At 67.7% G+C, this 24,180-nt stretch carries 22 protein-coding genes; 6 read left to right on the top strand and 16 right to left on the bottom strand.

Features of this window, described 5'->3' with window-relative positions; all coding sequences use genetic code 11:
• Positions 1 to 172: 172 nt before the first annotated feature.
• From BLV94_RS22540 to BLV94_RS22490, 12 genes are all read right to left on the bottom strand, one after another.
• Positions 173 to 1,504 (bottom strand): NAD(P)/FAD-dependent oxidoreductase, encoded by a 1,332-nt coding sequence (locus BLV94_RS22540; protein ID WP_072939557.1) that lies wholly within the window; start codon positions 1,502 to 1,504, stop codon positions 173 to 175.
• Positions 1,501 to 2,931 (bottom strand): NAD(P)/FAD-dependent oxidoreductase, encoded by a 1,431-nt coding sequence (locus BLV94_RS22535; protein WP_072939223.1) that lies wholly within the window; start codon positions 2,929 to 2,931, stop codon positions 1,501 to 1,503. Before BLV94_RS22535 ends, BLV94_RS22540 begins: the two co-directional genes overlap by 4 nt.
• A complete protein-coding gene (locus tag BLV94_RS22530) occupies positions 2,928 to 4,355 on the bottom strand; it encodes an FGGY family carbohydrate kinase (RefSeq protein WP_072939221.1) in 1,428 nt (475 codons plus the stop codon). Before BLV94_RS22530 ends, BLV94_RS22535 begins: the two co-directional genes overlap by 4 nt.
• A gap of 33 nt (positions 4,356 to 4,388) precedes the next feature.
• A complete protein-coding gene (locus tag BLV94_RS48810; RefSeq protein ID WP_174705466.1) occupies positions 4,389 to 4,529 on the bottom strand; it encodes a hypothetical protein in 141 nt (46 codons plus the stop codon).
• Between the two features lie 96 nt (positions 4,530 to 4,625).
• A complete protein-coding gene (locus BLV94_RS22525) occupies positions 4,626 to 6,062 on the bottom strand; it encodes an aldehyde dehydrogenase family protein (RefSeq protein WP_072939219.1) in 1,437 nt (478 codons plus the stop codon).
• Between the two features lie 40 nt (positions 6,063 to 6,102).
• A complete protein-coding gene (locus BLV94_RS22520) occupies positions 6,103 to 7,575 on the bottom strand; it encodes an APC family permease (protein ID WP_072939555.1) in 1,473 nt (490 codons plus the stop codon).
• Between the two features lie 183 nt (positions 7,576 to 7,758).
• Complete coding sequence (locus BLV94_RS22515) at positions 7,759 to 8,415, bottom strand: 3'-5' exonuclease (RefSeq protein ID WP_083395641.1); 657 nt, start codon at positions 8,413 to 8,415, stop codon at positions 7,759 to 7,761.
• Complete coding sequence (locus tag BLV94_RS22510; RefSeq protein WP_072939214.1) at positions 8,412 to 10,232, bottom strand: putative nucleotidyltransferase substrate binding domain-containing protein; 1,821 nt, start codon at positions 10,230 to 10,232, stop codon at positions 8,412 to 8,414. Before BLV94_RS22510 ends, BLV94_RS22515 begins: the two co-directional genes overlap by 4 nt.
• Positions 10,225 to 10,962: a GntR family transcriptional regulator gene (locus BLV94_RS22505; RefSeq protein WP_072939211.1), complete on the bottom strand. Its 738-nt coding sequence runs from the start codon at positions 10,960 to 10,962 to the stop codon at positions 10,225 to 10,227. The genes BLV94_RS22510 and BLV94_RS22505 overlap by 8 nt, the downstream gene beginning before the upstream one ends.
• Before the next feature lie 118 nt (positions 10,963 to 11,080).
• Positions 11,081 to 11,590 carry a hypothetical protein gene (locus tag BLV94_RS22500; RefSeq protein ID WP_072939208.1) on the bottom strand — a complete coding sequence of 170 codons (510 nt, stop codon included), beginning with the start codon at positions 11,588 to 11,590 and terminating at the stop codon, positions 11,081 to 11,083.
• Positions 11,587 to 13,224 carry a GMC family oxidoreductase gene (locus BLV94_RS22495; RefSeq protein ID WP_072939205.1) on the bottom strand — a complete coding sequence of 546 codons (1,638 nt, stop codon included), beginning with the start codon at positions 13,222 to 13,224 and terminating at the stop codon, positions 11,587 to 11,589. Before BLV94_RS22495 ends, BLV94_RS22500 begins: the two co-directional genes overlap by 4 nt.
• A 125-nt stretch (positions 13,225 to 13,349) precedes the next feature.
• Positions 13,350 to 14,108, bottom strand: coding sequence for an SDR family NAD(P)-dependent oxidoreductase (locus tag BLV94_RS22490; protein ID WP_072939203.1), 759 nt, complete (start codon positions 14,106 to 14,108; stop codon positions 13,350 to 13,352).
• Between the two features lie 278 nt (positions 14,109 to 14,386).
• Between BLV94_RS22490 and BLV94_RS22485 the strand changes: the two genes are divergently transcribed.
• The 4 genes from BLV94_RS22485 (at position 14,387) to BLV94_RS22470 (ending at position 16,387) form a co-directional block, all read left to right on the top strand.
• Positions 14,387 to 14,902 (top strand): RbsD/FucU domain-containing protein, encoded by a 516-nt coding sequence (locus BLV94_RS22485; protein ID WP_072939200.1) that lies wholly within the window; start codon positions 14,387 to 14,389, stop codon positions 14,900 to 14,902.
• Between the two features lies 1 nt (position 14,903).
• On the top strand, positions 14,904 to 15,692 hold the full coding sequence (locus BLV94_RS22480) for an alpha/beta fold hydrolase (protein WP_072939197.1): 789 nt from the start codon (positions 14,904 to 14,906) through the stop codon (positions 15,690 to 15,692).
• Entirely contained in the window at positions 15,689 to 15,883 is a 195-nt protein-coding gene (locus tag BLV94_RS22475; protein ID WP_143051412.1) for a hypothetical protein, read from the top strand. Before BLV94_RS22480 ends, BLV94_RS22475 begins: the two co-directional genes overlap by 4 nt.
• A gap of 126 nt (positions 15,884 to 16,009) precedes the next feature.
• Positions 16,010 to 16,387, top strand: a complete 378-nt coding sequence (locus tag BLV94_RS22470) for a WhiB family transcriptional regulator (RefSeq protein WP_072939192.1) — start codon at positions 16,010 to 16,012, stop codon at positions 16,385 to 16,387.
• 84 nt (positions 16,388 to 16,471) lie between these two features.
• On the opposite strand, the gene BLV94_RS22465 is transcribed toward BLV94_RS22470, so the two are convergent.
• Positions 16,472 to 16,846, bottom strand: a complete 375-nt coding sequence (locus BLV94_RS22465; protein WP_072939189.1) for a DUF1937 family protein — start codon at positions 16,844 to 16,846, stop codon at positions 16,472 to 16,474.
• Between the two features lie 361 nt (positions 16,847 to 17,207).
• On the opposite strand from BLV94_RS22465, the gene BLV94_RS22460 reads away from it, so the two are divergent.
• Complete coding sequence (locus tag BLV94_RS22460) at positions 17,208 to 18,422, top strand: MFS transporter (protein WP_167372181.1); 1,215 nt, start codon at positions 17,208 to 17,210, stop codon at positions 18,420 to 18,422.
• Between the two features lie 373 nt (positions 18,423 to 18,795).
• Here the strand turns inward: BLV94_RS22460 and BLV94_RS22455 are convergent, their stop codons facing one another.
• From BLV94_RS22455 to BLV94_RS22445, 3 genes are read right to left on the bottom strand one after another with little or no spacing between them, the layout of a single operon-like run.
• Positions 18,796 to 20,382 (bottom strand): GMC oxidoreductase, encoded by a 1,587-nt coding sequence (locus tag BLV94_RS22455; RefSeq protein WP_072939184.1) that lies wholly within the window; start codon positions 20,380 to 20,382, stop codon positions 18,796 to 18,798.
• Positions 20,379 to 22,166 carry a thiamine pyrophosphate-binding protein gene (locus BLV94_RS22450; RefSeq protein ID WP_072939182.1) on the bottom strand — a complete coding sequence of 596 codons (1,788 nt, stop codon included), beginning with the start codon at positions 22,164 to 22,166 and terminating at the stop codon, positions 20,379 to 20,381. The genes BLV94_RS22455 and BLV94_RS22450 overlap by 4 nt, the downstream gene beginning before the upstream one ends.
• Positions 22,167 to 22,186: 20 nt before the next feature.
• On the bottom strand, positions 22,187 to 22,852 hold the full coding sequence (locus tag BLV94_RS22445; protein ID WP_005244749.1) for a ThuA domain-containing protein: 666 nt from the start codon (positions 22,850 to 22,852) through the stop codon (positions 22,187 to 22,189).
• 234 nt (positions 22,853 to 23,086) lie between these two features.
• Between BLV94_RS22445 and BLV94_RS22440 the strand changes: the two genes are divergently transcribed.
• On the top strand, positions 23,087 to 24,148 hold the full coding sequence (locus BLV94_RS22440) for a LacI family DNA-binding transcriptional regulator (RefSeq protein WP_072939180.1): 1,062 nt from the start codon (positions 23,087 to 23,089) through the stop codon (positions 24,146 to 24,148).
• The last annotated feature ends 32 nt before the right edge of the window (positions 24,149 to 24,180 follow it).

Below are 24,180 nucleotides of genomic sequence, written 5' to 3'. Positions count from 1 at the left end.
GTCAACGTCGAGTAAAGCCACTTCGCGCGCGCTCAGTCACCTGCTTACGGGGTGAAGGTGAGGACTGCCGGGCTCCCGGGACGTGCGAAAGCCGCCCTGCCGAATCAGACACCGCGGGAGGATGACTGGTTCGGCAGGGCGGGCAGGAAGCGATCGCGGATGCGGGCGGGTGTCAGGAGCAGCGGGCGGGGATGAACTGCCCGACCCCGTTGAGCGTGGGCGCGGTCTGGGTTGCGTTCGCCAGACCGACCGTCACCGGTCCTCGGGACGGGTCGACGTCGCGCATGATCGACCACGGCACCCGGAACACGCGGCCGGGGGAGGCCGCCCAGGGCAGTGTCTTGGTGGTCACGACGCGGCCGTTCTGGGAAATGGTGACCTTGGGGAACCGGACGAGCGCGTCCGTCCACAACAGCAGGCGCTGTCGCGGAGGCGCCGGGTCGCCCGGGCGCAGCAGGCCGGGAGATACCCACCGGAACGGCTCTTCGGCGAGAATGCGCAGAGCCTCTCCGGTGGGAGCGGGCGCATGCGAGTCGAGGTAGCCGGCCACCTGATCGGCGACGAAGGTGCCGTCGAGTGCTGCGATGTCGGCGGTGTCGACCGGGTGCAGGACGTTGCCGGCGGCGAAGACGCCGCGAGCGCTGGTGCGCAGGGCGGTATCGACCAGCGGTCCCTTGGTGCCGGGATCCAGTTCGATGCCTGCGCTGCGGGCCAGTTCGTGGTCGGGGATCCAATCGCCGGTGAAGATGACGGTGTCGCAGTCGATCTTCGTCCGGACGCCGGTGTCGAGGTGTTCGATCTCGATCGCTTCGACGTTCTTGCGCCCGATGATGCCGACGACACGGGTGCGGGTGGCGATCGCGAACCGGAACAGCGCCTTGCCGGGGATGTTGAAGGCGGCGTACGACTCAGGTGAGGGGTATTGCGTGGTCATCAGCACGGTGTCGCAGCTGGCGTGCCGCAGTGTCATTGCCGCGGACCAGCTCACGAGTTCGCCGCCGACGATCACGGCCCGTGTGCCGACGCGACCGTGGTGCAGATGCACGAGATTCTGCAACTGCCCGGTGGTGTAGACGCCGGCGGGTCGATCACCCGGGATCAGGCGGGCCGGGCGGGCCCGCTCACGGGCACCGGTCGCGAGGACGAGTGCCTTCGCCTCCACCCGCAGCAGCCCGGCCGGGCTGGTGACATCGAGCGCGCCGTCGGGGTGGACGGCGGTGACCGTCGCGTTGGTCCGGATCTCTGCCCCGGCGTCGGTCGCCGACCGGACCAGGCGCTCGGCGTACGCGGGACCTCCGATGAAGGTGTGGAGGTCGCGGATGCCGTACCCGGGATGGTCGCAGTGCCTGGGGATTCCGCCGGCACGGCTCTCCCGGTCGAGGACGAGGGCGCGGTGGCCGTGGACCTTGCCGAGCCGGGTGGCGGCGGACAGGCCCGCCGGGCCGCCACCGACGATCGCGATGTCGGTCTCGACCACGGTGCGTGGTGAGGTAGGGACGCTCATCGGTTTTCCTTCGGTGTCGTGGCGGCGGAGCGGCCGGCGCATCGGTAGCCCTCGGCCAGGGCGCCCACCTCTGCTCCGCAGAAGAAGCCCTGGCATCGGCCGTTCATGGCGCGGGTGCGTCGGCGCAGACCCTCGAGCCCGGCCGGGGGAATGAGGGAGGCGTAGGCATCACGGATCTCACCGGCCGTGACCCGCTCGCAGAAGCAGACGACCTTGCCGTATTCGGCGTCCGCGGCGATGCGCGCACCGTCCTGGTACGGGCGGGTGAACGCCTCACCGATGTTCGGCATCGCCGGCGGGTCCGGCAGCTCGGCGCGGGGTTCGCCGAGAGCATCGGCCTTGGTGAGAAGTTCGCCGACGTACTCGGCGACAGCCATTCCGGACGTCAGGCCGGTCGACCGGATCCCGCCGACCAGGACGTACCGCTGATCGGTGTCGACCTCGATGAGGTAGTCACCGTAGTCGGCGGCGGCCCGGAGCCCGGCATAGGTGGCGGTGACCTCTTCGTCGAGCAGCCGGGGCAGGAGCTTGGCGCCCTTGCCGAGCAGGAATTCGAACCCTTTCGCCGAGGTGCCCGTCGCCGACCGGTCGGTGAGGTCCTCTGCGGTCGGGCCGAGCATGACGTTGCCGTAGATGGTCGGCGATATGAGCACACCCTTGCCCCGGGAGGTGGGAACGGGCAGCACGATCTTGTCGACCAGGGGGCGGGCCAGCTTGTCGTAGACGAGCAGTTCGCCGCGGCGTGGGGTGATGTGGAAGCGGTCGTAGCCGAAGGCCTGATCGAGGAAGTCCGCCCCGAGCCCGGCCGCGTTGATCACCCAGCGGGCGGTGATGTCGCCTGCCGAGGTGTGCAGGGTGGTGCGGTCTGCCTCGACCGTCACCGACTCCGCACGCGTGTTGGTCCGCAGCGTCACCCCGCGGGCGACCGCGTCGGTGGCCAGCGCGAGGTTGGTCGTCCAGGTGCAGATGATGGACTCGTCCGGCACGGTCAGACCGCCGAGGACACCCTCGCCGAGATCGGGCACCATCCCGTACACGGTGTCGGCGTCGACGATTTCGCACTCGGTGTAGCCGTTGGCGGCGGCCTTGTCCCGCAGACTCGGCAGAGCGTCGTACTCCTCGTCGTTCCAGGCGACGAGGATCGCCCCGGTGTGTTCGACGGGAATTCCGGTCTGTTCGGCGTATGCCGACAGCAGCGTGTAGCCGCGGCTGACCATCCGTGATTCGAGGGTGCCGGGTTTCGCGTCGAATCCGGTGTGCAGGATCGCGGTATTCGCCTTGCTGGTGCCGTCGCCGACATCGTCGCGGGCCTCGACGAGCGCGAGGGTGAGGTCGTATCTGGCCAGTTCGCGGGCGATCGCCGAGCCGACGATACCGGCACCGAGGACGACGAAGTCGTAGTCGGTGGGGGTGGGTGAGTCAGTCATCGTTTCTCCTGGGGAAGCGTCGCGTGTGCCGCCGACGCCCAGTGGTGTCGGAATTCTGCTGCGCGGTCGGGTGACCAGCGAGGTTCGTAGGTGGTGGCGGGAGTCCAGTCAGTGACCGCGTCGGCAAGGGACAGGCCGGGATTCATCGCCAGGCGCGCGCACGCGGCCGCACCGAGAGCGGTCGCATGCGAGGAGGGATAGACGTCGATGGGGATCTGGGTCAGGTCCGCGGTCGCCTGCATCAACCGCCGCGACTGAGTGAGTCCACCGTCGACGCGCAGCCGGGTCAGCGGGCCGCCCAGGTCGACCTCCACGGCCGAGACCAGCTCGGCGGTCTGCGCCGCCAGGCCTTCCACTACCGCGGCCACCAGCTGCGCCCGATCGGTGGACAGGGTCATCCCGGTGAACGAGGCGGTCGCGTCCGGTCGCCACCACGGTGCGGCCAGTCCTGCCAGCGCCGGGACGAAGTAGGTGCCTCCGGAATCCTCGGCGGCGGTGCTGTCGAGGTCCCGCGCCGACGCGATCAGCCCGAGGTCCTGTATCCACCGGATCGCCGACGCCGCGGTGTACGCCTGCCCGTCCACGCAGTAGGAGGTCTGCCCCCGCACGTTCCACGCCACGCAGGAGGCGAGCTGGGACGCCGAGCGCACCGGGCGTCGGCCGGTGTTGGCGAGCAGGAACACTCCGGTGCCGAAGGTGCACTTGGCGGTGCCGGGATCGAGGCACCGCTCCGCCAGCAGCGCCGCCTGCTGGTCGACGATCAGCCCGCCCACGGCGGCGCTCCCGCCGAAGGCATCGGTCTTGCCCACCAGGGCGTCGTTGCCGACGATCTCGGGCAACCGCTCCTCGGCGAGTTCGAACAGCTCCAGCAGTTCCCGATCCCACCCTCCGGTGTCGAGACCGGTCAGCAGCGAGCGGCTCGCGGTGGCGGTGTCGGTGACGAATTCGCCGGTCAGGTGACGCACGATCCAGGTGTCGGTGGTGGTGACCACTCCCTCGCGGGAGACATTGCGGCGCAGCCACTGCATCTTGGGCGCCGAGAAGTACGGGTCCAGAATCAATCCGGTCCGCTGTTCGACCCAACTCCGGGCCGCCGCCTTGTCGCGGCACAGCGTTTCCGACCGGCGGTCCTGCCAGACCACTGCCGGGCTCAGCGGTCGTCCGGTCTCCGGATCCCACACCAGGACGGTTTCGCCCTGGTTGGCGAGGGAGACGGCCGACACCGGTACTCCCGCCTGGGTGACCGCCTTCCGGCCGGCGTCCAGGACGGAGTGCAGCAGGTCCATCGGATCCTGCTCGACGCCACCGGCCGCGAGATAGGTGGGGCGCACGGTGTTCTCGGCGATCGCGAGGACGTCGCCGTCGTCGGAGACGACGACCGCCTTGGTCCCGGAGGTGCCCTGGTCGATGGCAAGGACTGCCACGATCTCTTCCTTTCGAGAGTGTGAGCGCCGGAATCAGAACAGCGCGGATGCGCCGGCGGACTCCGGCGAGGATCGTGGGGACACCCCGAGCAGTCGTGAGAATTCCTCGGTGCTGACGATCCGGCTCACTCGCAGTGCCTCGGCCATCCGGCGGTGACGCTCTGCTGCGAGCATGACGACCCTCCTGATTCTGTGGATTATGCGCCACGCCAATGCTTTCGGCATGGCGCGGCGCACTCCGGCAATCAACGGGCGATCACGAGGAACTGGTCAGGAGAGGCTGACGATGACCTGCTTGACTCGCGTGAACTCCTCGAGCCCCGCAGCGCCGCCTTCCTTGCCGTAGCCGGAGCCCTTGAAGCCGCCCAGCGGGCCTTCCGGTCCGACGGCCATGTGGTTGTTCACCCAGACCACCCCGGACTCGATGGCGTTGACGTTCCGCAGGGCCCGGCCGATGTCGCGGGTCCACACCGAGGCGGCCAGTCCCTGCTCGACCGCATTGGCCTTGGCGAGGGCATCGGCTTCGTCGGTGAAGGTCTGCACCGTCGCGACCGGTCCGAAGATCTCCTCCTGGACCAGCTCGTCGTCCTGCTGCAACCCGTCGATCAGGGTGGCCTCGTAGAAGTAACCCGGACCGTCGACGGCCTTGCCGCCGGTGACGACGCGGGCGTGGGCGGGGAGCCGGTCGACCAGCTCGGCGACCCGGGCACGCTGGCCTTCGGAGATCAGCGGTCCGAGGACGGTCGACGCGTCGGCCGCGTCTCCGATCTCGGTGGCGGCCAGGCTGGCCGCGAGCGCCTCGACGAACCGGTCGTGGATCTTCTCGCTCACCAGCAGACGGGTGGCGGACATGCACTCCTGGCCGGCGTTGAACAGGATGCCGTTGGTCAGGATCGGCAGCGCGGCCTCGAGGTCGATGTCGTCGTAGATCACGACCGGAGCGTTGCCGCCGAGTTCGAGCACGAGACGCTTGGGCGTCGCGCCTGCCGCCTCGGCGATGCGCTGACCGGCCGCGGTGGAGCCGGTGAACGAGACCAGGTTGACCTCGGGGTGACGTACCAGGTGATCGCCGACGACGCTGCCCTTGCCGTGTACGACGTTGAGGACACCGGCGGGCAGCAGCTGCTGCGCGAGTTCGGCGAACCGGGTGGTGGCGATCGGGGTCAGCTCGGCCGGCTTGATCACGACCGTGTTGCCGGCGACCAGGGCGGGGGCAAGCTTCCAGACCGCCTGCCACAGCGGGAAGTTCCACGGGGTGATGCCGAGAACGACGCCGAGGGGCTCACGCCGGACGAAGCTGGTGTTGCCTGCGACGAATTCGCCGGCGGCCTGGGCGGCCAGTGTCCTGCCCGCCCCGGCGAAGTGCCGGAACGCCGCGACGATCCCGGGCAGTTCGTCACCGGTGGCCGCGGTGGTGGGCTTGCCGGCGTCGATCGTTTCCAGGTGGGCGAGTTCGTCGAGGTTGGCCTCGAGCAGATTCGCCAGTTCGTGCAGGATCTGCGAACGTTCGCCGGGGGTCTTGGCGGACCAGGCGGGGAAGGCGGCGCGGGCGGCGGCGACCGCCCGGTCGGCGTCCTCGATCGTGGACTCGGTGAGCTCGGCGACCACCTCGCCGGTGGAGGGGTTGAGGACCGTGCGGATCTTGTCGGACGATCCCGTCACCGCCTTGCCGTCGATGATGTTGGTGAGCTGGATGGGGGACGACATGTGAAACCTTTCCTCGGTTGCGATTTGTCGGCGGGTGCGGTTACAGGTGGCCTTGCAGGGTGTCTATGGACTTGCCGCGTCGGCTCTTGGGGATGGTCATGTACACGACTGCGCCGGAGAGGATCACCAGCAGCATGCCGATTCCGACGTGGGTGGGGTCGGAGTAGATCAGCAGCGCGCACAGCACCACCGACCAGGCGATGGCCAGGACGAAGATGAGCGGGCTCAGGAATCCGTAGTGCCACGGGTGCTTCGGCAGCTTGCGCTTGACCAGACCCCAGAGGCCGACGGTGACCACGACGCCGTACGCCAGTCCCCAGGCCAGGGCGGTCATGGCGGCCAGTACCGACAGCAGCGACGACCACAGGGCGAAGATCACCGACAGGGCGAAGATGGTGAGGGTGGCGTTGATCGGGATGCGCTGCGCACTGACCTTGCGCAGCCAGTGTGCGGCGGGCACCTGACCGTCGCGGGCCTGCGACCACAGGACCCGGATTCCGGTGAGCTGCAACATCACCAGCGCCGCGAACAGGGCGATGATGGCGACGGCCTCGAAGATGTTGGCGAACGCGGAGCCGACGGCGGTGTCGAGGATCAGCTTGACCGGGGTGTCGCTGTCCATCACCGCGGGCAGGTCCTGGATCGCGAGCATGATCAGGGCGACCATGAACACGCCGACCACGTAGGACGACACGTTCGCCATGACCGATGCCATCGGGGCCTTGCGGGCAGCGTCCTTGGTCTCCTCGGACGCGTTGCCGGTGGCATCGAAGGACGAGATCGCGTAGGCGGGCAGGATCATCGCGAACAGGAACGGGACGAACCAGTTCCCGCCGGAGGCGGTTCCGCCGGAGTCGCTCAGGAAGGACAGCGGCTGGGTGGGATGCTTGACGACCAGCAGGACGCCGACGAGTGCAACCACGCACAGCACCTCGGCGACGACGCCGATGTTGTTGAGCACCGCGGCGACCTTGACGCCCGCGATGTTGATGATCGTGCCGAGGACGATCAGACCCAGTGCCCAGGGCAGGGTGTCGGCGGGGCCGTCGAACGTGACGCCGAACCATCCGGCGATGAACGGGGAAATACTGACCGCCACGGTGGTGACTGCGACCGTGTGGGCGATGAGCAGCCACCATCCGGTCTGCCAGGCAAGCCACGGCTTGCCCGTGATCCGGCCGGTGATCTGGTAGACACCGCCGGCCAGCGGGTAGGCGGACACCAGCTGTGCCACTGCCAGGCCCACGGTGAACACCTGCAGGCCGCCGCCGACGAGGAAGGACCAGAACGAGGCGGGGCCGAAGAATCCGAATCCCACGATGAGGGTGGTGAAGATGCCGGAGGCGATCGCGATCGAGGTGAACTGCACTCCGAACGCGGAGAAGAGTCCGAGTGTGCGGTTGAGCTCCTGCTTGTACCCGAGCTTTTCCAGGTACGCGGCGTCGGAGTCCGTGGGCGTCCCGGTGGGCGCGGACTCGAAGTCGGGTCCGGGCGCGGGGGGCTGGGTGGACACGGTCGGCTCTTCGGGTTTTGTGGCCATGCTGACCTCACTGGTCGGTGTCGAGAAAGCCTCGGCAGTGCGGCGAGGCTGGGGTCGGGGGTAGCCGCACAAGGGGAAGTCTATCCGCTCTTTGAGCAACTGTCGACAATCTACCATAGATGCGTGTGATCTCAATCACTGACTGTTTCGGCTGGGCTACCGCCCGCTCGGAGGGGACAACAGACCCCGGTCCCCGCAGGTCAGATCGACCAGGGATCGAGCGGTGTCGTATCCGCGGCCGCTCAGGCGGGAGGCCAGCACCAGAAAGACCTGCGCCGTGGTGACGGCGTCACCGAGTGCGTGGTGCGGATCGACGACGGGGAGTCCCAGCGCGGTGGCGAGCCATTCGAGACCCGCGTCGCCGCGCTGACCCGCGGGCGCAGTGCCACACGCGCGGGCCAGGGCCGCGGTGTCGATCAGCGGGACCCGAAACCGGATGCCGGCGTCCCGGAACGCGCGGGTGAGGAAGGCCTGCTCGACCCACGCCGAGTGTGCGACGACCACCCGATCGGTCATCAGGGCGGCGAGAGTGTGCACTGCGGCATCCGGCGGTGGCGCATCCGCGACGTCTGCCGGGCGCAGGGTGTGGACGGCGATCGCCTCCGGGGACATTGCCGACCGGGGGCGGACCAGGTCGTAGACGCTCTCGGCGGTGATCACCCGGCCGTCTCGGATGACGACGGCGCCGTACGAGACGATGGTGTCCTTCTTCAGGTCCAGCCCGGTGGTCTCGAGGTCGACGACGAGATATTCGCTCTGCCGCCACGGTTTTCGTAGAGGGTCCTCGCGTCGTCGTCTCCAGCGCACTGTCATGGCAGTCGCGCCACCCACTCGCTCTCGAGCCGATTCTGCACCTCCGCGACGGCGCGGAACGCCTCCCGCAGGTAACGACGGGTCAGGGAGTCGAGCTGATTCGGCGCCACCCAGGTGGTCGCGGCAGTGGAGGTCTTGATCGCGTCGATCTCCCGGCCGAGGATCAGCCCGTAGATGTACTCGAAGGCCTGCACGAGGACCTCGGTCTCGTCCGGTGTGAGCAGGTTCGACGCGCCGCCCCGCCGCAACCGGGTAATCGTCGAGCCGCGGTCGTCGCCGGTGACGACGGCGATCCACCGCCCGAGCGAGGCGATCGGGACCAGTCCGCGGGCCTTGAGGTCGAGGTGGCCGCGGTTGGCGCCGGACTGCTCGACGACGAAGTTGCGGACGAAACCCACCGGCGGGCGGCTCGAGACGGTGAAGCGCAGCAGCGCCGAGAGGTACTCGTGGCTCCGGGTGGTCGCCAGCATCGCATCCGACACCGAGCGGCCCAGCGACAGCCCGGTCACCGGGCGGCTGTCCGCGATCATCGACGACAGCAGCAGTGCGTTGTGCTGGGTGGGATTGCGGATCCACGACGTGGCGGTGGAGACGGCATCGGCGCGGGAGCGGGCGAACTCCGGGTTGGTGGCATTGGCGCCGTCGACGCAGCGCTCCAGCCCGCACCGCTCCATGTTGTCGAGGACGCGCCCAGCCCAGCGCTGCAATTTCCGCGCCGGATTGCGTTCTCCGGGTAGGTCTTCCCAGACCAGGCTGGTGTCGACGTCCGAGCGGGGGAGCGGCTCCCGGCGTGCCACCGAGCCCAGCAGCAACCAGGACGTCCGGTGTGGCACGCAGTCGTCACCGATGTCGGTGAGTTCGACCAGCCGCTGCAACAGGGCGTCCACGACTGCCGAGAGAAGTCCGGCGATGTGCATCGGTGCCACGCCCGTGTCGTACAGCTCGACCCAGGTGCCGGGCAGCAATGCGGCCGCGGCGGCGAGTTCGTCGATGGTGTGGGCGTCGTCCACGGCGCGGCGGATGACGAGTGGATTGCGTACCTCGGCGGAGGCCAGGTCGACCACCCGCAGCACGCCCACGGGCCGGTCGGCGGCGCCCCGGACCACCAGGTGGTGCAGTCCGCACTCGATCATGCGCAGGAAGGCGTCACCCACCAGGGCATCGGCACCGATGGATTCGGCAGGAAAGGAGGCGATGGTGGTCACGGGAGCGTGCGGATCGAACGACGCCGTCGCGAGGGCGCGCCGGAAGTCGCTGTCGGTGACGATCCCGATCTCCCCACCACGGTCGAGCAGGGCGTAGGACTGGGCGGCGTCGGTGATCACCGCCGCGGCCTCGGACACGGTGGCCCCGACGGGGCACCACACGGCCGGGCGCATCTGATGGCGGGCGGCGCGCAGTGCCTGATCCACCAGGCCGGACCGGGTGAGGCGTTCCCGGGTGACGAGGGTGTTGTAGTGCTGAAATTGCAGACGTTCGGGGTGAGCGAGGATCGGTCTCGGGTCCGGGAACCGGTAGCAGAGGCTGTCCTCGGCGGCCCGCACGTCCAGGGGCGGCGGCAGCCCGGACAGGACCGAGATCTGCCCGAAGGTCTCCCCGGACCCGAGCAGGTCGATCACCCGTCCCCGGTCGACGACCTCGACCTCCCCGGTGCGCACCACGTAGAAGTGCGACAACGGGGCTTCGCCGGCCTCGATGATGCGGGTCCCGGCCGGGAAGAACTCGACCTCGACCAGGCGTGCCAGGGCGTCGAGGTCGGTCGACTCGAGTTCGTCGTACGGCGGCTGACCGCCCAGGAAGTCGACGTACTCACGCATGCGTGGCGGAAGCGGCCTCGCGCACGGTGTCGACGGCGTCCAGGGCGGATGCGGGACCGTGCACGTGACGATCGATCTCCCGGGTGATCGCGTCCATGTCGCCGGTGTCGATGATCGCCAGGAGCCGCTCGTGCTCGGCGACCACGTCGTGCAGGTCGGCGAAAGACTGGTGATCGGCGGACAGGAACAGCTGCAACTGCGATTCCCAGCTGCGCCACAGGTCGAGCAGCAGCCCGTGCTCGGAGAGCTCGTAGAACACGCGGTGAAAGCTCATGTGGGCGTCGATGGTTCGGGTCATGTCGCCGTCGTCGGCGCCGCGCGCCATGTCCTGCAACGCGCGGATGACCTTCGTGCGGCCACCGGCCGCCAGCCGTGGCATCGCCAGCTCGATCGCATACGGTTCCAGGCGCTTGCGCAGGCTGGCGATCTCCGCCATGCCCTGGGCGCTGACCTCGGCGACGAAGGCGCCCTTGTAGGCGATCTTCACCACGAGACCTTCGTCGGCGAGGATGCCCAGGGCTTCGCGGAGAGGTGCCCGGCTCACTCCCAGATCGGCGGCGATGTGTGCCTCCCGCAGCTGGCTGCCGGGGGCGAGGGTGCCGTCGAGGATGGCGGTGCGCAGCACGCCCGCGACGGTGCCGGGCGTGGTGCGCTGCTGGATTCGTCCGAGGGAAATCTCCCCCTCGTCGCGGCCCACTGTCGACCCCGGACGATTCGGTGACAGAGTCATTCCGTTGTCCTTTCTTGCTTCGGCCTCGTGGTTGCTCACTCGACGAGGTGGTATCAGTCCTACTCGGGTTGCAGGTGTCTTGTCGACAGTAGATCAGCTGGTGACCCGCCTGGGGGCCTCACTCCCCGGTGGCGGAGACGTAGATGGATCCGCGTTCGATCACCGGGTCGAGGATGCCGGTCGACAACTCGTTGGCGGCGTCCTCGAATCCGGCAGCGTCCCGGTGCTGTCCGGGGTACCCGATCAGCGCCTTGACCTGCGGGGTCATGAAGTAGGCGCCGGCCACGATCGAGGAGAGCGGGTCGAAGGTGACCTTGTCCTCGGCCCACATGCGCTTCAACCGGGCGTGGAGTTCGCCGCCGTGGAGATCCGCGACGTCGTTGATCGCCGTGACGACCGCGTCGAAGACGTCGGCGCGGGCGGCGAGCGCCAGATCGAGATACCGCAGATAGTCCTGCGCCTTGCTGGCGGCGGGATTCTCTCCGGATTCGGGGATGAGGCTGTCCGCGATCCGCAACAGGATGGTCAACTCGTCCTCGGACAGCTGCCGGGGCGGGCGGAGCGTGCGAACCGGCACGGACAGACGCCGCGGCGCCGAGGTCTTCAGTTCGATGGGTGTGGTGCTCATGCCTGGGCCTTTCCTGCGGTGACGTCCTCGACGACCTTGCGGCCCACCCGCAGTGCCAGAGCGCTGATGGTGCAGGTCGGATTGGCCGAGCCCGAGGTGACGAAGATGCTGCCGTCGGCGATGTAGAGGTTGTCGACGTCGTGGCTGCGGCCGAAGGAATCGACGACCGAGGTGGCCGGGTCGTCGCCCATCCGGGCGGTGCCGAGCAGATGTCCGGGCTGATCGACCCACAGTTCCTGGGTGATTATCTGCTTGGCGCCTGCCGCTTTGTGCAATTCCACCATCCGCTCGACGGTGTACTTCAGGATCTTGCGGGTGTTCTCGCTGACCCGGTATTCGACCTTCGGCGCGGGCAGCCCGTCCGAGTCGAACTCCTCCGTGGAGAGGGTGACCCGGTTGTGTTCCTCGGGTAGATCCTCGACGTTGGCTGCCCACAGGATGCCGTTCGACGACGCGCGTGCCACGTCGTGGACGGCCGGTCCCCACAGCTCGTCGAAGTCGAGCTGGCGGTGGGTCTCGATGGTGTTCAGCGGTCCCGGGGTCGGCAGCGCGTGCAACTTCGCACCACGGACGAAACCGCGGGAGGTGTCGGTGTCGTAGAACTGCATCGAGTGGATCAGCTGTCCGGCCGGGCCGCGCCAACTCTCGAGGTTCTCCTCGTAGTAGCCGACCGCGGTGCAGTTCGGGTGCAGCATCAGGTTCTTGCCGACCAGCCCGGAGGAGTTGGCGAGCCCGTCCGGGTTGCGCTCGTCCGCCGACAGCAGCAACAGTCGGGGTGTGCCGATTCCGTTGGCGCACAATACGACCGACTTCGCCGGTTGGAAGTGGACGGTGCCGTCGCGGTCGATCCACTCGGCACCGGTTGCCCGCCCGGTGTCGTCGGTTCTGATCCTGCGCACGCGCGCCCCGGTCTGCACCTGTGCACCGGCCTGCTGCGCCTGCGGCATGTAGATCAGATCGAAGGAGGCCTTCGCGCCCTGCGGGCAACCCCATTCGCACACCCCCCAGCGGCCGCACTGCTCGAGGGTCTTGTTCTTCTGGCTCGGGATCGCGTTGGTACCGGGCCACCAGTGCCAGCCCAGTGTGTTCGCCGCTTCGGCCGCCTTCATTCCCGGCTTGCCCAGTGGATGCGGCGGCAGCGGGTACTCGAGCCCGTCGGGGTAGGCGGTGTCACCGTCGACGCCGGACACGCCGATGAACGCGTCGACCTCGTCGTGGTACGGCTTGAGGTCGTCGTAGGCGATCGGCCAGTCGTCGGCGACGCCGTCGAGTGTCTTGACCCGGAAGTCCGAGGGCAGCAGTCGCGGCCACTCGGCGCCGTAGTAGATGGAGCTGCCGCCGACGGCGTTGAACATCACCGGCCACATGTCGGAGTCGCGGATATCCACCGGATAATCGGAGGGCAGTGCCCGCACGTTCGGGTCGTGCGCCCAGTCGTGCTGGATCAGCAATTCCCATTCCGGGTGGTTGGCGGGGAAATCGCTGGGGTTGACCCAGTCGCCCTGTTCGAGGCACAGGACGTTCAGGCCGGCAGTCGCGGCCGTATGGGTGACCACTGCGCCGGACGGACCCGCGCCGATCACGAGCACATCGACGGAATCGTGCTCGGTGACATCGTGGCTGGTGGAAGTCATCGGAGTCGACCTCATTTCGTCTAATTGTCGACATTTTGTCATAGTGGCGTGCGTCACGTCCGCTGTCAAATGAAAGTGCGGTGGAGGCCCGAGGCTCCAGGGCCTCCACCGCACGTCAGGTGTGATCAGGCGCCGGCGAGGACACCGCCGTCGACCACGAACGCAGTGCCGGTGATGGCCGTGGAGTGATCCGAGAGTAGGAACGCGACCGAGTGGGCGATCTCGATGGGGAGGATGGCGCGTCCGATCGGCTGGAAGTCGGGGAGCCCGGCCTCGAGCTCGTCACGGCCACCGAGGGCGGTGTAATGCGGGACGTTCAGCGGGGTGTCGACGAAGCCCGGGCACAGGGTGTTGGCCCGAATGCCCTGCGCGCCGAAGTCGAGGGCGACCGCCTTGGTCAGCGTCAGCACCGCACCCTTGCTCGCGGTGTAGGTGGTCAGCAACTTCTCCGCGCCGATCGAGTTGATCGAGCCGAAGTTGACGATCGATCCGCCGCCGGCCTTGAGCAGCTCGGGGATGGCGTACTTCGTCCCGAGGAATACTCCCTTGACGTTCACGTCGAACGTCTTCTGGAAGTCCTCGACGCTGGCGTCGAGGATTGTCCCGGGCTTGAGGACGCCGGCGTTGTTGACGATGCCGTCGAGCTTTCCGAAGGTCTGCACGGTGAAGTCGATAACACTCTTGACCTGCTCTTCGTCGGTCACGTCCACGACCTTGGCGATCAGGCGGTCGTCGTCCACCTTCAACTGCGGCAAGCTTGCCTCGGAGTGGACGGTGGCGACCACCTGGGCGCCCTCGTCGTGCAGATGCAGCGCGGTGGCCAGGCCGATCCCGCCTCCGGCACCGGTGATGATTACTGTCTTGCCTTCGAGCAGCTGGCCCATAGTTCGCTCCTTCAGGGTGGTTTTCGCGGAAACAGGTCGCGCCGCGCAGGGGATTGATCCTTTGTCGACAATCGACCGACACGTTTAGTGTGCGTGCTTCGGGCGGCCGGGTCAAGCCTCGATTTGCCGGGCCGAACACCTCTTGACGGATGCCGTCGCCCGGCTTACGTTTCTAGTCGATTGTCGACTAGAGCACATTCGGCATTCAACGGGCCGAGGTCGATCGGTCGTTCCGGCCGCGGATCGCGGCGATTCCACCACGAGGAGAGGACACATCCATGGCACCGAAGGTCCGTCTGTTGCACGAGCGGTTGGCGGCAGTGGTGAGCCAGCTACGCCACGGCGAGATGGTCTACATCGCCGATGCCGGAAGCGGCACCTCGGCGGCCAGTCTGGTGCCGCTGTCGCCGCAGGTCGAGACGATCGATCTTGGCATCGCTCCCGGTCTGCCCTCGGTCGGTGACGTGCTCTCCGTGCTGTGCGAGGCCGGAGATTTCGAGGCGGCAATCGTCACCGAGGACATGATCCGGGCCAACCCGGAGGGCCGGAAATTCGTCTCCGAACTGGTGGGGGAGGAGAACGTGCACGAACTGCGCTATCTGCCCGAGTTCTACCAACTACGCGACCGGGTCAAGGTTTTCGTCCAGACCGGGGACTACTCGGTGCACGCCAACACCATCCTCGTCGCCGGCTACCCCAGCCCCCCGATCCCGTTGAAGTGGCTGACGTCGCCGACCTGGTTCCAGGACCTGTCCGACGGGCAGGCCCCCGACTCGACCGCACCGGAGGCGTGACGTGCCCTTCTTCGACGGCGTACGCAACAAGATCTACTACCGGCACTGGGCTGCCCGGTCAGCCCACGCCCAGGTGCTGCTTCTGCACGGCTTCGGGGAGCACACCGGGCACTACCACCGGCTGGCCGGGCAACTGACCGATGCGGGCATCGAGGTGTGGGGCCCGGATCATCTCGGACACGGCCACACCGGCGGCCGCCCGGGAATGTTCCCCTCCGTCGACGAACTCGCGTCCAACGCCGGCATCTTGCTCGATCTCATGACGAGCACTCGCCCGGACCTGCCCGTCGTCATCGTCGGGCACTCGCTGGGCGCGTTGACCGGGGCGCTGCTGGCGATGCGCACCGCGACCGCCCGCACCGGCCTGGTGATGACCGGTGCGCCGCTGTGGGGGCTGCCTCCCGAGGCGGAGGGACGCACCGATCTGATCATGGCGAAGGACGAGGAATACCTCGACGCGCTCGCGAACGATCCGCTCGGATTCGACACCGCCCCAGCCGAACCGAACCTGTGGAGCGCGCTCGCCGTCGCCGGATGCAAGGTCCGCACGGGCCTTCCGGCCCTCATCATGCCGATCCTGTTGATCAACGGCGAGCACGACGCATTCGCCGCACCTGGTAAGGCATCGGAATTTGCGAGCGAACTCCACCAGTGCCGTGCCGTCGCGATCCCCGGTGGCTACCACGACATTCCCAACGACCTCGCGCACCGCGAGGTCGCCGGATTGATCATCGAAGCGACCACCCAGTGGTGCAGCGCGGGTCCCGTGTTGTCGGCGAGTTCGCGGTGACCACCGAGGTCGAGGCGTTTCGCCTGGCACCCCGGCCGTTGCGGGAACGAATCCGGGTGGCGATCGACCACTGGCTCGACCGTGACCCCGCGGCGCTGTGCACAGAGTCGGCGGCGGCCCGGACACCGTTCCGCACCCGTGACGGACGGAGAAGCCTCGAGGTGGGTGTCAGCGCACTCGTCGACCACTGACTTCCGACTGCACACCGCTGACCGGACACTGGCTGGGCGCCTCGGTTCCGGTCGGCCCTCGCAATGCCTTCGCCCCGTGGTCGGGTCCGAAACCGGACCTCCCGCATCGGGGCGGGAAAGCTGACGATGACCACGATTCGGGCGTTGATTCTTCCCAAACCGATTACTCCGGAATGGGATTGGCAGATCCACGCACTGTGCCGGCAGATGGACACCGAGCTGTTCTACTCGCATGACGGCGAAGAGCGTGCTGCCCGTGCCCGCCGAGAACGAGCGGCCAAGGAAATCTGCCTGGGCTGCCCCGTACGGCGAGCATGCGCAGACCACGCCGTCACGGCCGGCGAGACGTACGGCGTGTGGGGTGGAACCACCGAGCGCGACCGGCAGACGATGATCCCGCGTGCGAGACGGGACGAGGCACGCCGTCGCCGCTCTCTGCGTGTGCTTCCTCGCTCACGCCCGCCGGGCACTCGGATGCGTTGGGAGTCCGAGCCTTCGGCCTGACGTACGCATGGACGGTGGCGCCAGTCGGTGGACGGCGGCCGGTACCCGGCCGCCGTCCGTGACGGGACGAACCGAGGCACTGCCTCAGGCGCGCGCGGTCTCCGTGACGAACTCGTCCGACGCCTTCGACCACAGGCTGACGCGACGGCCGCGGCTTTCGAAGAACTCGATCTCTCGCTCGATTCCCGAACTCCGATCCCATCCCTCCAAGTCGAGGATGATCAACTCCCGCATCGATTCCATGAAGTGGGCGTCGACGGGTGCCCACAGCTTGCCGACCTCGCTCGGGTCGATTGTCTTGAAGGCCAGATTGATCGGGTGCGACATCGACACCTGACTGAAGACGACGTTGCCCGACTCGACGATCGTCGCGGCGACCTCGTTACAGGCGAGGAAGCGCTCGTGGACGACACGTTCGTCCGCGTGGCTGTACGGGCAGGCCAGAAAAATCTTTCGCATGGGAAACCTATCCATTCGGCGGGATCGACTGTCCCGCAGGGTGTGAGAACATCGCCCTCGGCAAATCAGCGGGCGCGCTACGTGGCGCAAGTCCGCTGCGATGAACGATCTGTCGACAATAAACTAGAGATCGCAATGTTGTCGACAGCCTCTGAGCTCGCTCGGTAACTCGACACGGTCGGTCGCGAGGTTCTACGTTCGGGCTCTTCGTCACCCGGGTCTCAGTCCCGATCTGATGTAACCTAAGCCATGCTTGTCGACAATCGACAGCATTGACCCAATGATCGACGGTTCTGGAGGGCATGTGCGCAACGCAACGGACGACTCGATCGGGAATCTCGTCACGGTGAGGAATGCGCGGTTGGCTACATTCGCCTCGTTCTTCCTCGGTGGGTACACCGTCGCAATGTGGGCGTCCAACGTTCCGCTGATCCAGGGCCGCAACCAGGTCAGCGACGGCCAGTACGCGATCGTCGCCCTCTACATCGGTATCGGGGCCACAGTCGGATGCATCGCGGCGGGCCGCATCGTCGACCGGTGGGGGCCAAAGTGGACGCTGCGACTGTCGGCGGCGTTGTACGCCGTATCGCTGCTGCCTGTCGGATTCGCAACAGGGGCAGCGTCACTGGGAGTGGCCGCGTTGACGATGGGGTTTCTGCGCGGCGCCACGGACACGAGCGTGAATGCTCATGGTGTAGCAGTCGAGCGTCGCCTCGGGCGGTCGACGATGCTTGCATTCCACGCGGCCTGGCCGGCTGGTGGCTTGGTCGGCGGCCTCGTGAGTGCCCAATTCATGAGGATGGCGCCTGACAATCCGGTGCTGTGCCTGACCGTCAACGGGATCAGCGTCGCCGTTGCGGTGATCGCCCTGAGCCGGTGGTACCTCCCCGAGGCTCCAGAAGTCCACGGTGGCAGGATGATCGACGATCACGCATGCGCTGGTGGGCCGGCCGCCGCAACGAGTCCGGCACGGTCGGCGAGCACACTATTGGCCGTCGCCCTCGGATGCACCGGTCTGTGCGCCATGCTCGGCGAGGCGTCATCGGATTGGACCGGGAAGTACCTGCACGAACAACTCGCAACCACCACGGCAGTCGCTGCGCTCGCCTTCGCGTTCTTCTCGGTAGGCCAACTGGTCGGCCGTCTCGGTGGCGACGCACTCACGCGGAGATGGGGAGCTACGGCAGTGACCGCGACCTCGGGACTTCTGGCTGCTCTCGGCCTTGCGTTCACCCTCGCGCTGCCCCATGCGTACACCGCGCTGCTGGGGCTCTTCGTCTTCGGCCTCGGGCTCGCTCCCATCGTCCCGCTGGTGCTGGCCACGGCCGGTCGCATCGACCCGGCCCGAAGCGGCACCAACATCGGAATCGTCAACATGCTCGGGTACGGCGGACTGCTCGTCGGACCGGTCCTCATCGGCACTGTCGTAGTCCACGCCGGATTGACTCTCGCACTCATGATCCCAGCACTGCTGGCACTCGTGGTCGCGGTCATCGGGCCACCGGTGATGCGGAAGGCGCGCCTCGGTGCGAGTCATTCCTTTGTCGCGACAGTCCCGGAATCGGTCAGACGATAACGGGCCCGGAATAGTTCAGGCACCATGGCCGATACACACACAGGAATGTCTTCAACACCGGGGAGTTCACCAATGAAGATCCTCGTCGTCGGAGGAACCGGCCGCATCGGCGCGGCTGTCGTGGATGCTCCGACCCCGCGCAACGCCCCGCCGTCGTCACCGAATCCCTCGACGTCTACTGCGACTATTCCCGGGATTCACGCCCGTTCCCGTCGCCGACGTCGCCCGCGCCTTCGTCAAGTCCGTGCACGGCATCCACACCGGGTGTACGAGCTCGGTTAGCCGGTGGTGACAGCGGCGATCCGCGGACCCTTCCTCCGTGTCGCACCCGTCGAGCGGGGCGCGACGTGATCGGAAGGGCCGCGGAGCGACGTTATTCTGCGGCGGACGCGATGCGGGGCGCGACCCGCAGCGCGTTGGCTGCGATGGTCAGCGCGGGGTTGAGCGCCGCCGACGACGGGAAGAACGACCCGTCCACCACCCACAGGTTGTCGACGTCGTGACTGCGGCAGTTCGGGTCGAGGACACTCGCCGCCGGATCGGTCCCCGCGACCGCGGTTCCGCACATGTGCGAGTTCGTCGCGATCCCCATCCGTTCGGTGAGGATGATCGGATACCCTGCCCTGCGGACCGCCGCGGAGACCCGGCGAACCAGTTCACTGTGCGGCGCAGTGTTGTTGGGCGTCCAGTCGACGATGATCCGGTCGCCGTCGACCCGGATGCGGTTGCTGCGCACCGGGAGATCCTCCGTGGTGAGGTAGATGTCGAGACTGCGATCCACCACCGCCTTCAGCGCCCACATCGGGGCCCAGGGCCGTGCCCCCTTGACGTGCGCGGCCTGCAGTTTGCCGAGCATCTGCAGATTGCCGAGCGGGAATTCGTTGTCCGGGCCGGCGACGTACCAGTCGTTGATGCCCAGTGTCTTCTGCCACGCGGTCGTGTTGGTCCGGAAGGGGTTGACGCCCATGAAGAACGTGCTGTTGTGCACCATGTAGTTCCGGCCCAGCAGTCCCGACGAGTTGCCGAGACCGTCCGGGTTCCGCTCGTCGGCCGAGCGGAGCAGCAGCGCCGCGGTGTTGACCGCGCCCGCCGAGACCACGAACTGGTTGGCGGTGATCCGGATCGTGCGACCACGGAACTCGGCCTCCGCGGCGACGATTCGCGTGCCCTTCGCGTCGGTGAGAAGGCGCGTCACCTTGGCCTCGGTGAGCAGGCGTACCCGGTCCGACTCGAGGGCGGGGCGCAGCGCGCGGTTCTCCGCTTCACTCTTGTGGTCGGTCTGCGACGGGGTGCCGTCCGACGCGGTCGACTGCCGGCGATGCTCCTGCGTAGTCAGGTTCATGCCGTTCGGCGTGTGGAACGGGTGCAGACCCTGTTTGCGCAGCGAGGACGCGAAACGCTCGATCGTCGGCTCGTGCGGCAGCGGCGGCAACGGGTACGGAGTCGACCGCGGCGGTTCCGTCGGATCCTCGCCGTCGCTGCCGTGCACCTGGTAGAGACGCTCCGCCTCGGCGTAGAACGGTTCGAGGTCGGCGTAGCTGAACGGCCACTTCGGTGAGACGCCGTCGTAGTGCTGCGTCTCCTCGAAATCCGTGACGCGGAAGCGGGGGAGGCTGCCGCCGTAGAACTTCGTGTTGCCGCCCACCCAGTAGTACACACCGGGCTGGAACGGCTCACCGTTGCTGCCGTCGAACCACGGTTCGGCGGTCTTGTACCGGCCCTCGAGGAACATCTCCGCGGCCTGCGAATTCTCCACCTCGCGGGGGAGGAACCGGCCGCGTTCGACGACCAGGACGTCGACGTCCCGATCCCGGAGCGCCCACGCCAGGGTCGAACCACCCATCCCGGACCCGACGACCACGACATCGGCCGTGACCGTGTCGGAGTCGCCCACCTCGACCACCGCGCCCTCGCGCAGCGGTGAATACGCGTCGATCTGATCGTGGCCCGAGGTTCTCACAGGTGCTGTTCCTTGGCTCGGGTCGCCCAGTACTCGTCCTGACGTTCGTCGTCGATGTACGCGGGGACGGGGAAGTCCCACCACCCGGGAACCCACGGTCCGGCGGCGTCACGATCCGTCGGGATCTCGATCAGGGCAGGCGCTTTCGAGTCGAAGGCCTTCCGGTACGTGCTCTCGAGGTCGGCAGGGTCGTCCACCCGGAACGATTCGAGGCCGAACGACTGGCCGAGCGCCTTGAAGTCGGGGCTGTACGGGGTGCCGTCGGGGCGGTTGAACTCGGTGCCGATGTGCCGGCTGGTCTGCTTGCGCTGGCCGCCCCGAATGGACATGAAGCCGGCGTTGTCCTGGACCACGAAGACCACAGGAATGTCGTGCTGCACGCAGACACCGATCTCCTGCGACGTCATGAGGAAGTCGCCGTCACCGAGCACACACGCGACCTGCCGGTCGGGGGCGGCGAGCTTGGCGCCGATCGCGGCGGGCACGGCCCAGCCCATCGACGAGAATCCGCCCGAGGTCAGGTGCGTGCGCGGGTGATACACCGGGAACGTCTGCTTCACGGCGCCCTGGGTGTTGCCGGAGCCGGCGACGATGATGCCATCCCGTTCCATCACCGACCGCAGACCGCCGAGGGGGCGTTGCGAGGTGAACGGGAACCGGTCGGAATCGCGTCGGCCCGCGAGCTTGGCCTCCCACTCCGCCTTCAACTGCTCGAGTTCGGCGAGGTATTCGGAGCGGTCGGCGCTGCTGCGGGGGAGAGAGGAGACGATCGCGGCGACGGTCGGCTTGGCGTCGGCCACGATGCCGACCTCGGCCGGGTAGTTCTTGCCGATCTCGTGTGGGTCGATGTCGATGTGGATGAGCTTGGCCGGCGGAATCGAGAACGTCACTCCCTGCGCGTAGCTGGAGGAGGACCAGTCGGTGAACCGGCATCCGATGGAGATCACCACGTCGGCGCGAGAGGCGACGGCGTTGCCGACGATCGTGCCGGTCTGGCCGACGCTGCCCGCGAACAGTGCGTGGTCCTCGGGGAACGCGCCCTTGCCGTTCCACGTGGTGACCACGGGGATCTGCCACGCCTCGGCGAGGGCGAGTACCTCGTCGGCCGAATCGGACGTGATGGCGCCGCCGCCGACGACGATCACCGGCCGGCGTGAGTCACGGAGCACGTCGACGGCCTTGTCGATCGCCAGCGGGTCGGGCTGCTGCAGGCCGACCGGCAGCCGTCGCGCGAGGTCGTGCAGGGACACGTCGGCGGCCTCGGCCTGCACGTCCATCGGCACCTCGATGTGCGCAGGCCCCGGGCGACCGGTCAGCATCGTGCTGAACGCGCGGTGCATGATGAACGGCAGTTCCTCCACGCGGGTGGCGACCCAGCTGCGCTTCGACACCGCGTCGGTGACCTGCGGAAAGCCGTTGTCGGTGTGCCGCTCGAGTTCCTGGAGCAGACCGCGCCCGCGCATGTGGGTGGGCGGCCCGCCGGTGATACACAGCAGGCTCGTCGAGTCGCTGTACGCGGTCGCGAGACCGAGCACCGTGTTCGCGGCGCCCGCCCCGATCGACGCCACCGCGGCCATCGGCTTGCCGGACACCCGGTAGTACCCGTCCGCGAGGTGTGTGGCGCTCTGCTCGTGGTAGACCTGGATGAACGGGATCTCGGACCCCTTCTCCAGGAACGCATCGGTGAGCGACCAGATGCCGTGGCCGGGAATGCCGGTGACGTATTCGACGCCGTACTGCTTCAGGACCTGGGCGACCACCTGCCCGCCGGTCAATTTCGCCATGATCGTGTCTCCTTGCTGTGTCAGTTGGCTACGCGGGCGGCGTAGCGCAGTCCCTGCTTGGTCAGTCGGCGCACGTTCGGCTCCGACAGGTCGGCCGGGGTGTGGCCGATCGAGTGGTAGAAGACCCGGCCGGCGCCCCACTGGCGCACCCACGCCACCGGGCTGCGCAGTCCCTCCAGCCAGGGCAGGTGCTCGCCGCTGAACTCGGTTTCCGCGAGTACCCGGTTGTTCGGGTCGACGTGCATGTAGTACTGCTCGGACGCGACGGCGAAGTCCTCGACACCCGCGGTCACCTCGTGCTCGCGGTCGGTGATGCTCACCTTGTACGGCTGCGGGAAAGCCTCTCCCGCAGGGTGTTCGACGAAGTCGCCGCCGAGGAGGAAGTGGTACTTCAGGCTCGCCCGGAACGCGGCGGCGGCGCCGTGCCACGCCGCGACCCCGGTTCCGGCCGCGACGGCGTCGAGCAGGTTCTTCTCCTGCGAATCGCTCAGGTCTTCGGTGGTGAGCGCGTTGTTCCAGCCGAGCACGATCAGGTCGTATCCGGTCAGGTCGCGGTCGAGGGTGAAGATGTCCTGCGACTCCTCGACCTGGTAGTTCAGCTCGGAGAACAGTTCGCGTGCCCACGCGGCGATGTCGTACGGATGGTGGCCGGGCCAGCCGCCGTAGAGGTAGAGGACCTTGGTCATGAGTGCTCCCAGGGATGGTGAAACCGGAATGGTGAAAGCAGATGGTGAAAGCAGATGGTGAAACGATTAACTTATGGTGGTGAATCGTATCACCGGCTGGAGCGCTGTCAATGGGTGATGTCGAGGGGAGCGTCGGGAGCGCCCGACCGCGGACTAGGATCGGGCTTCGCCACCTGTGCGCTTCGGTGCGCAACGGCCGGTTGTGGCCGATGAACGCCGACGAGGGAGTACCACGTGGTCACGATGAAAGACGTCGCGAAAGCGGCCGGCGTATCGGTCGCCACCGTCTCCTACGCCTTCAGTAAATCGTCGAAGGTCTCTGCGACACAACGGGAACGCATCTACTCCGTGGCCGCGGACCTCGGCTACGCCGGGCCGAACATCGCCGGAAGCAGCCTGCGGTCGGGACGGATCGGCGCGGTCGGTGTGATCGTGCCCGACTCCCCGGTGCAAGCGCTGGAGGATCCGTCCGTGACCCTGCTGATGAAGGGCATCGCCGAAATCGGGAACTCCGCCGACATCGCCCTCACCCTGTTCCCGGCCTCCCGCGGTGGCTCGCCGGACTCGCCCCCGAACTCGCCGATACTCCGTGGACTCGTGGACGGTGTCGTCATCCACAACGTCCCGGACGGTCACCCCCTGGTCGAGGCGATCATCGCGCGCGGCATCCCGGCCGTCGTCGTCGATTCGCCGCGAAGTGCGGGACTGCCGTTCGTGGCCATCGACGACCGGAACGGCGCCTATCTCCAGATGGACCACATCCTGAAACTGGGCCACCGGCGCATCGGGATCATCGTCGACAAACTCGGTCAGGACTCCGACTGCCGGATGGTCACGACGGACGACGTCGGTGCGGCAACCGAGCGCAACGCACGCGAACGCCTCGCCGGCTATTTCGACGCGGCCCGCGACCACCACCTTCCGGTGGAGGAACTGTCCATCGTGGTGGCGGGCAACATCGACAGCGACTCCGGTGCCGAGGCCACCCGGATCCTGCTCGACGCCGCACGGCCGACCGCGCTCGTGGCGACGTCCGACGTGCACGCGGTGGCGGCGTGGCAGGTGCTGCGCGAGCGCGGGCTGTCGGTCCCGGACGACATGTCCGTCATCGGTTTCGACGACGCGCCCGTCGCAGAACTTCTCGGTCTCAGCACGATTCATCAGCCGATCGTCGAGAAGGGGCGTGCGGCCGCGACGATCCTGCTCGATCGGCTGGGTGGCGGCACCCGCACGCGATCGTTGATGAAGACGTCACTGGTCGTGCGCGCCAGCACCGCCCGGTTGCGGGAATCGTGACGATGGGCCGGCCTGATCGCGCATGATGGGTC

It is taken from the genome of Rhodococcus koreensis, from assembly GCF_900105905.1.
Lineage (GTDB): Bacteria > Actinomycetota > Actinomycetes > Mycobacteriales > Mycobacteriaceae > Rhodococcus_F > Rhodococcus_F koreensis.
This window is presented reverse-complemented; position numbering and strand designations above follow the sequence as displayed.

Coding starts and splice junctions, on each gene's coding strand:
- BLV94_RS22505 (WP_072939211.1), bottom strand. CDS start 10,962: ATGACTCTGTCACCGAATCGTCCGGGGTCGACAGTGGGCCGCGACGAG.
- BLV94_RS22535 (WP_072939223.1), bottom strand. CDS start 2,931: ATGACTGACTCACCCACCCCCACCGACTACGACTTCGTCGTCCTCGGT.
- BLV94_RS22485 (WP_072939200.1), top strand. CDS start 14,387: ATGGCACCGAAGGTCCGTCTGTTGCACGAGCGGTTGGCGGCAGTGGTG.
- BLV94_RS22500 (WP_072939208.1), bottom strand. CDS start 11,590: ATGAGCACCACACCCATCGAACTGAAGACCTCGGCGCCGCGGCGTCTG.
- BLV94_RS22525 (WP_072939219.1), bottom strand. CDS start 6,062: ATGTCGTCCCCCATCCAGCTCACCAACATCATCGACGGCAAGGCGGTG.
- BLV94_RS22515 (WP_083395641.1), bottom strand. CDS start 8,415: ATGACAGTGCGCTGGAGACGACGACGCGAGGACCCTCTACGAAAACCG.
- BLV94_RS22540 (WP_072939557.1), bottom strand. CDS start 1,504: ATGAGCGTCCCTACCTCACCACGCACCGTGGTCGAGACCGACATCGCG.
- BLV94_RS22445 (WP_005244749.1), bottom strand. CDS start 22,852: ATGACCAAGGTCCTCTACCTCTACGGCGGCTGGCCCGGCCACCATCCG.
- BLV94_RS22510 (WP_072939214.1), bottom strand. CDS start 10,232: ATGCGTGAGTACGTCGACTTCCTGGGCGGTCAGCCGCCGTACGACGAA.
- BLV94_RS22490 (WP_072939203.1), bottom strand. CDS start 14,108: ATGGGCCAGCTGCTCGAAGGCAAGACAGTAATCATCACCGGTGCCGGA.
- BLV94_RS22470 (WP_072939192.1), top strand. CDS start 16,010: ATGACCACGATTCGGGCGTTGATTCTTCCCAAACCGATTACTCCGGAA.
- BLV94_RS22495 (WP_072939205.1), bottom strand. CDS start 13,224: ATGACTTCCACCAGCCACGATGTCACCGAGCACGATTCCGTCGATGTG.
- BLV94_RS22465 (WP_072939189.1), bottom strand. CDS start 16,846: ATGCGAAAGATTTTTCTGGCCTGCCCGTACAGCCACGCGGACGAACGT.
- BLV94_RS22450 (WP_072939182.1), bottom strand. CDS start 22,166: ATGGCGAAATTGACCGGCGGGCAGGTGGTCGCCCAGGTCCTGAAGCAG.
- BLV94_RS48810 (WP_174705466.1), bottom strand. CDS start 4,529: ATGCTCGCAGCAGAGCGTCACCGCCGGATGGCCGAGGCACTGCGAGTG.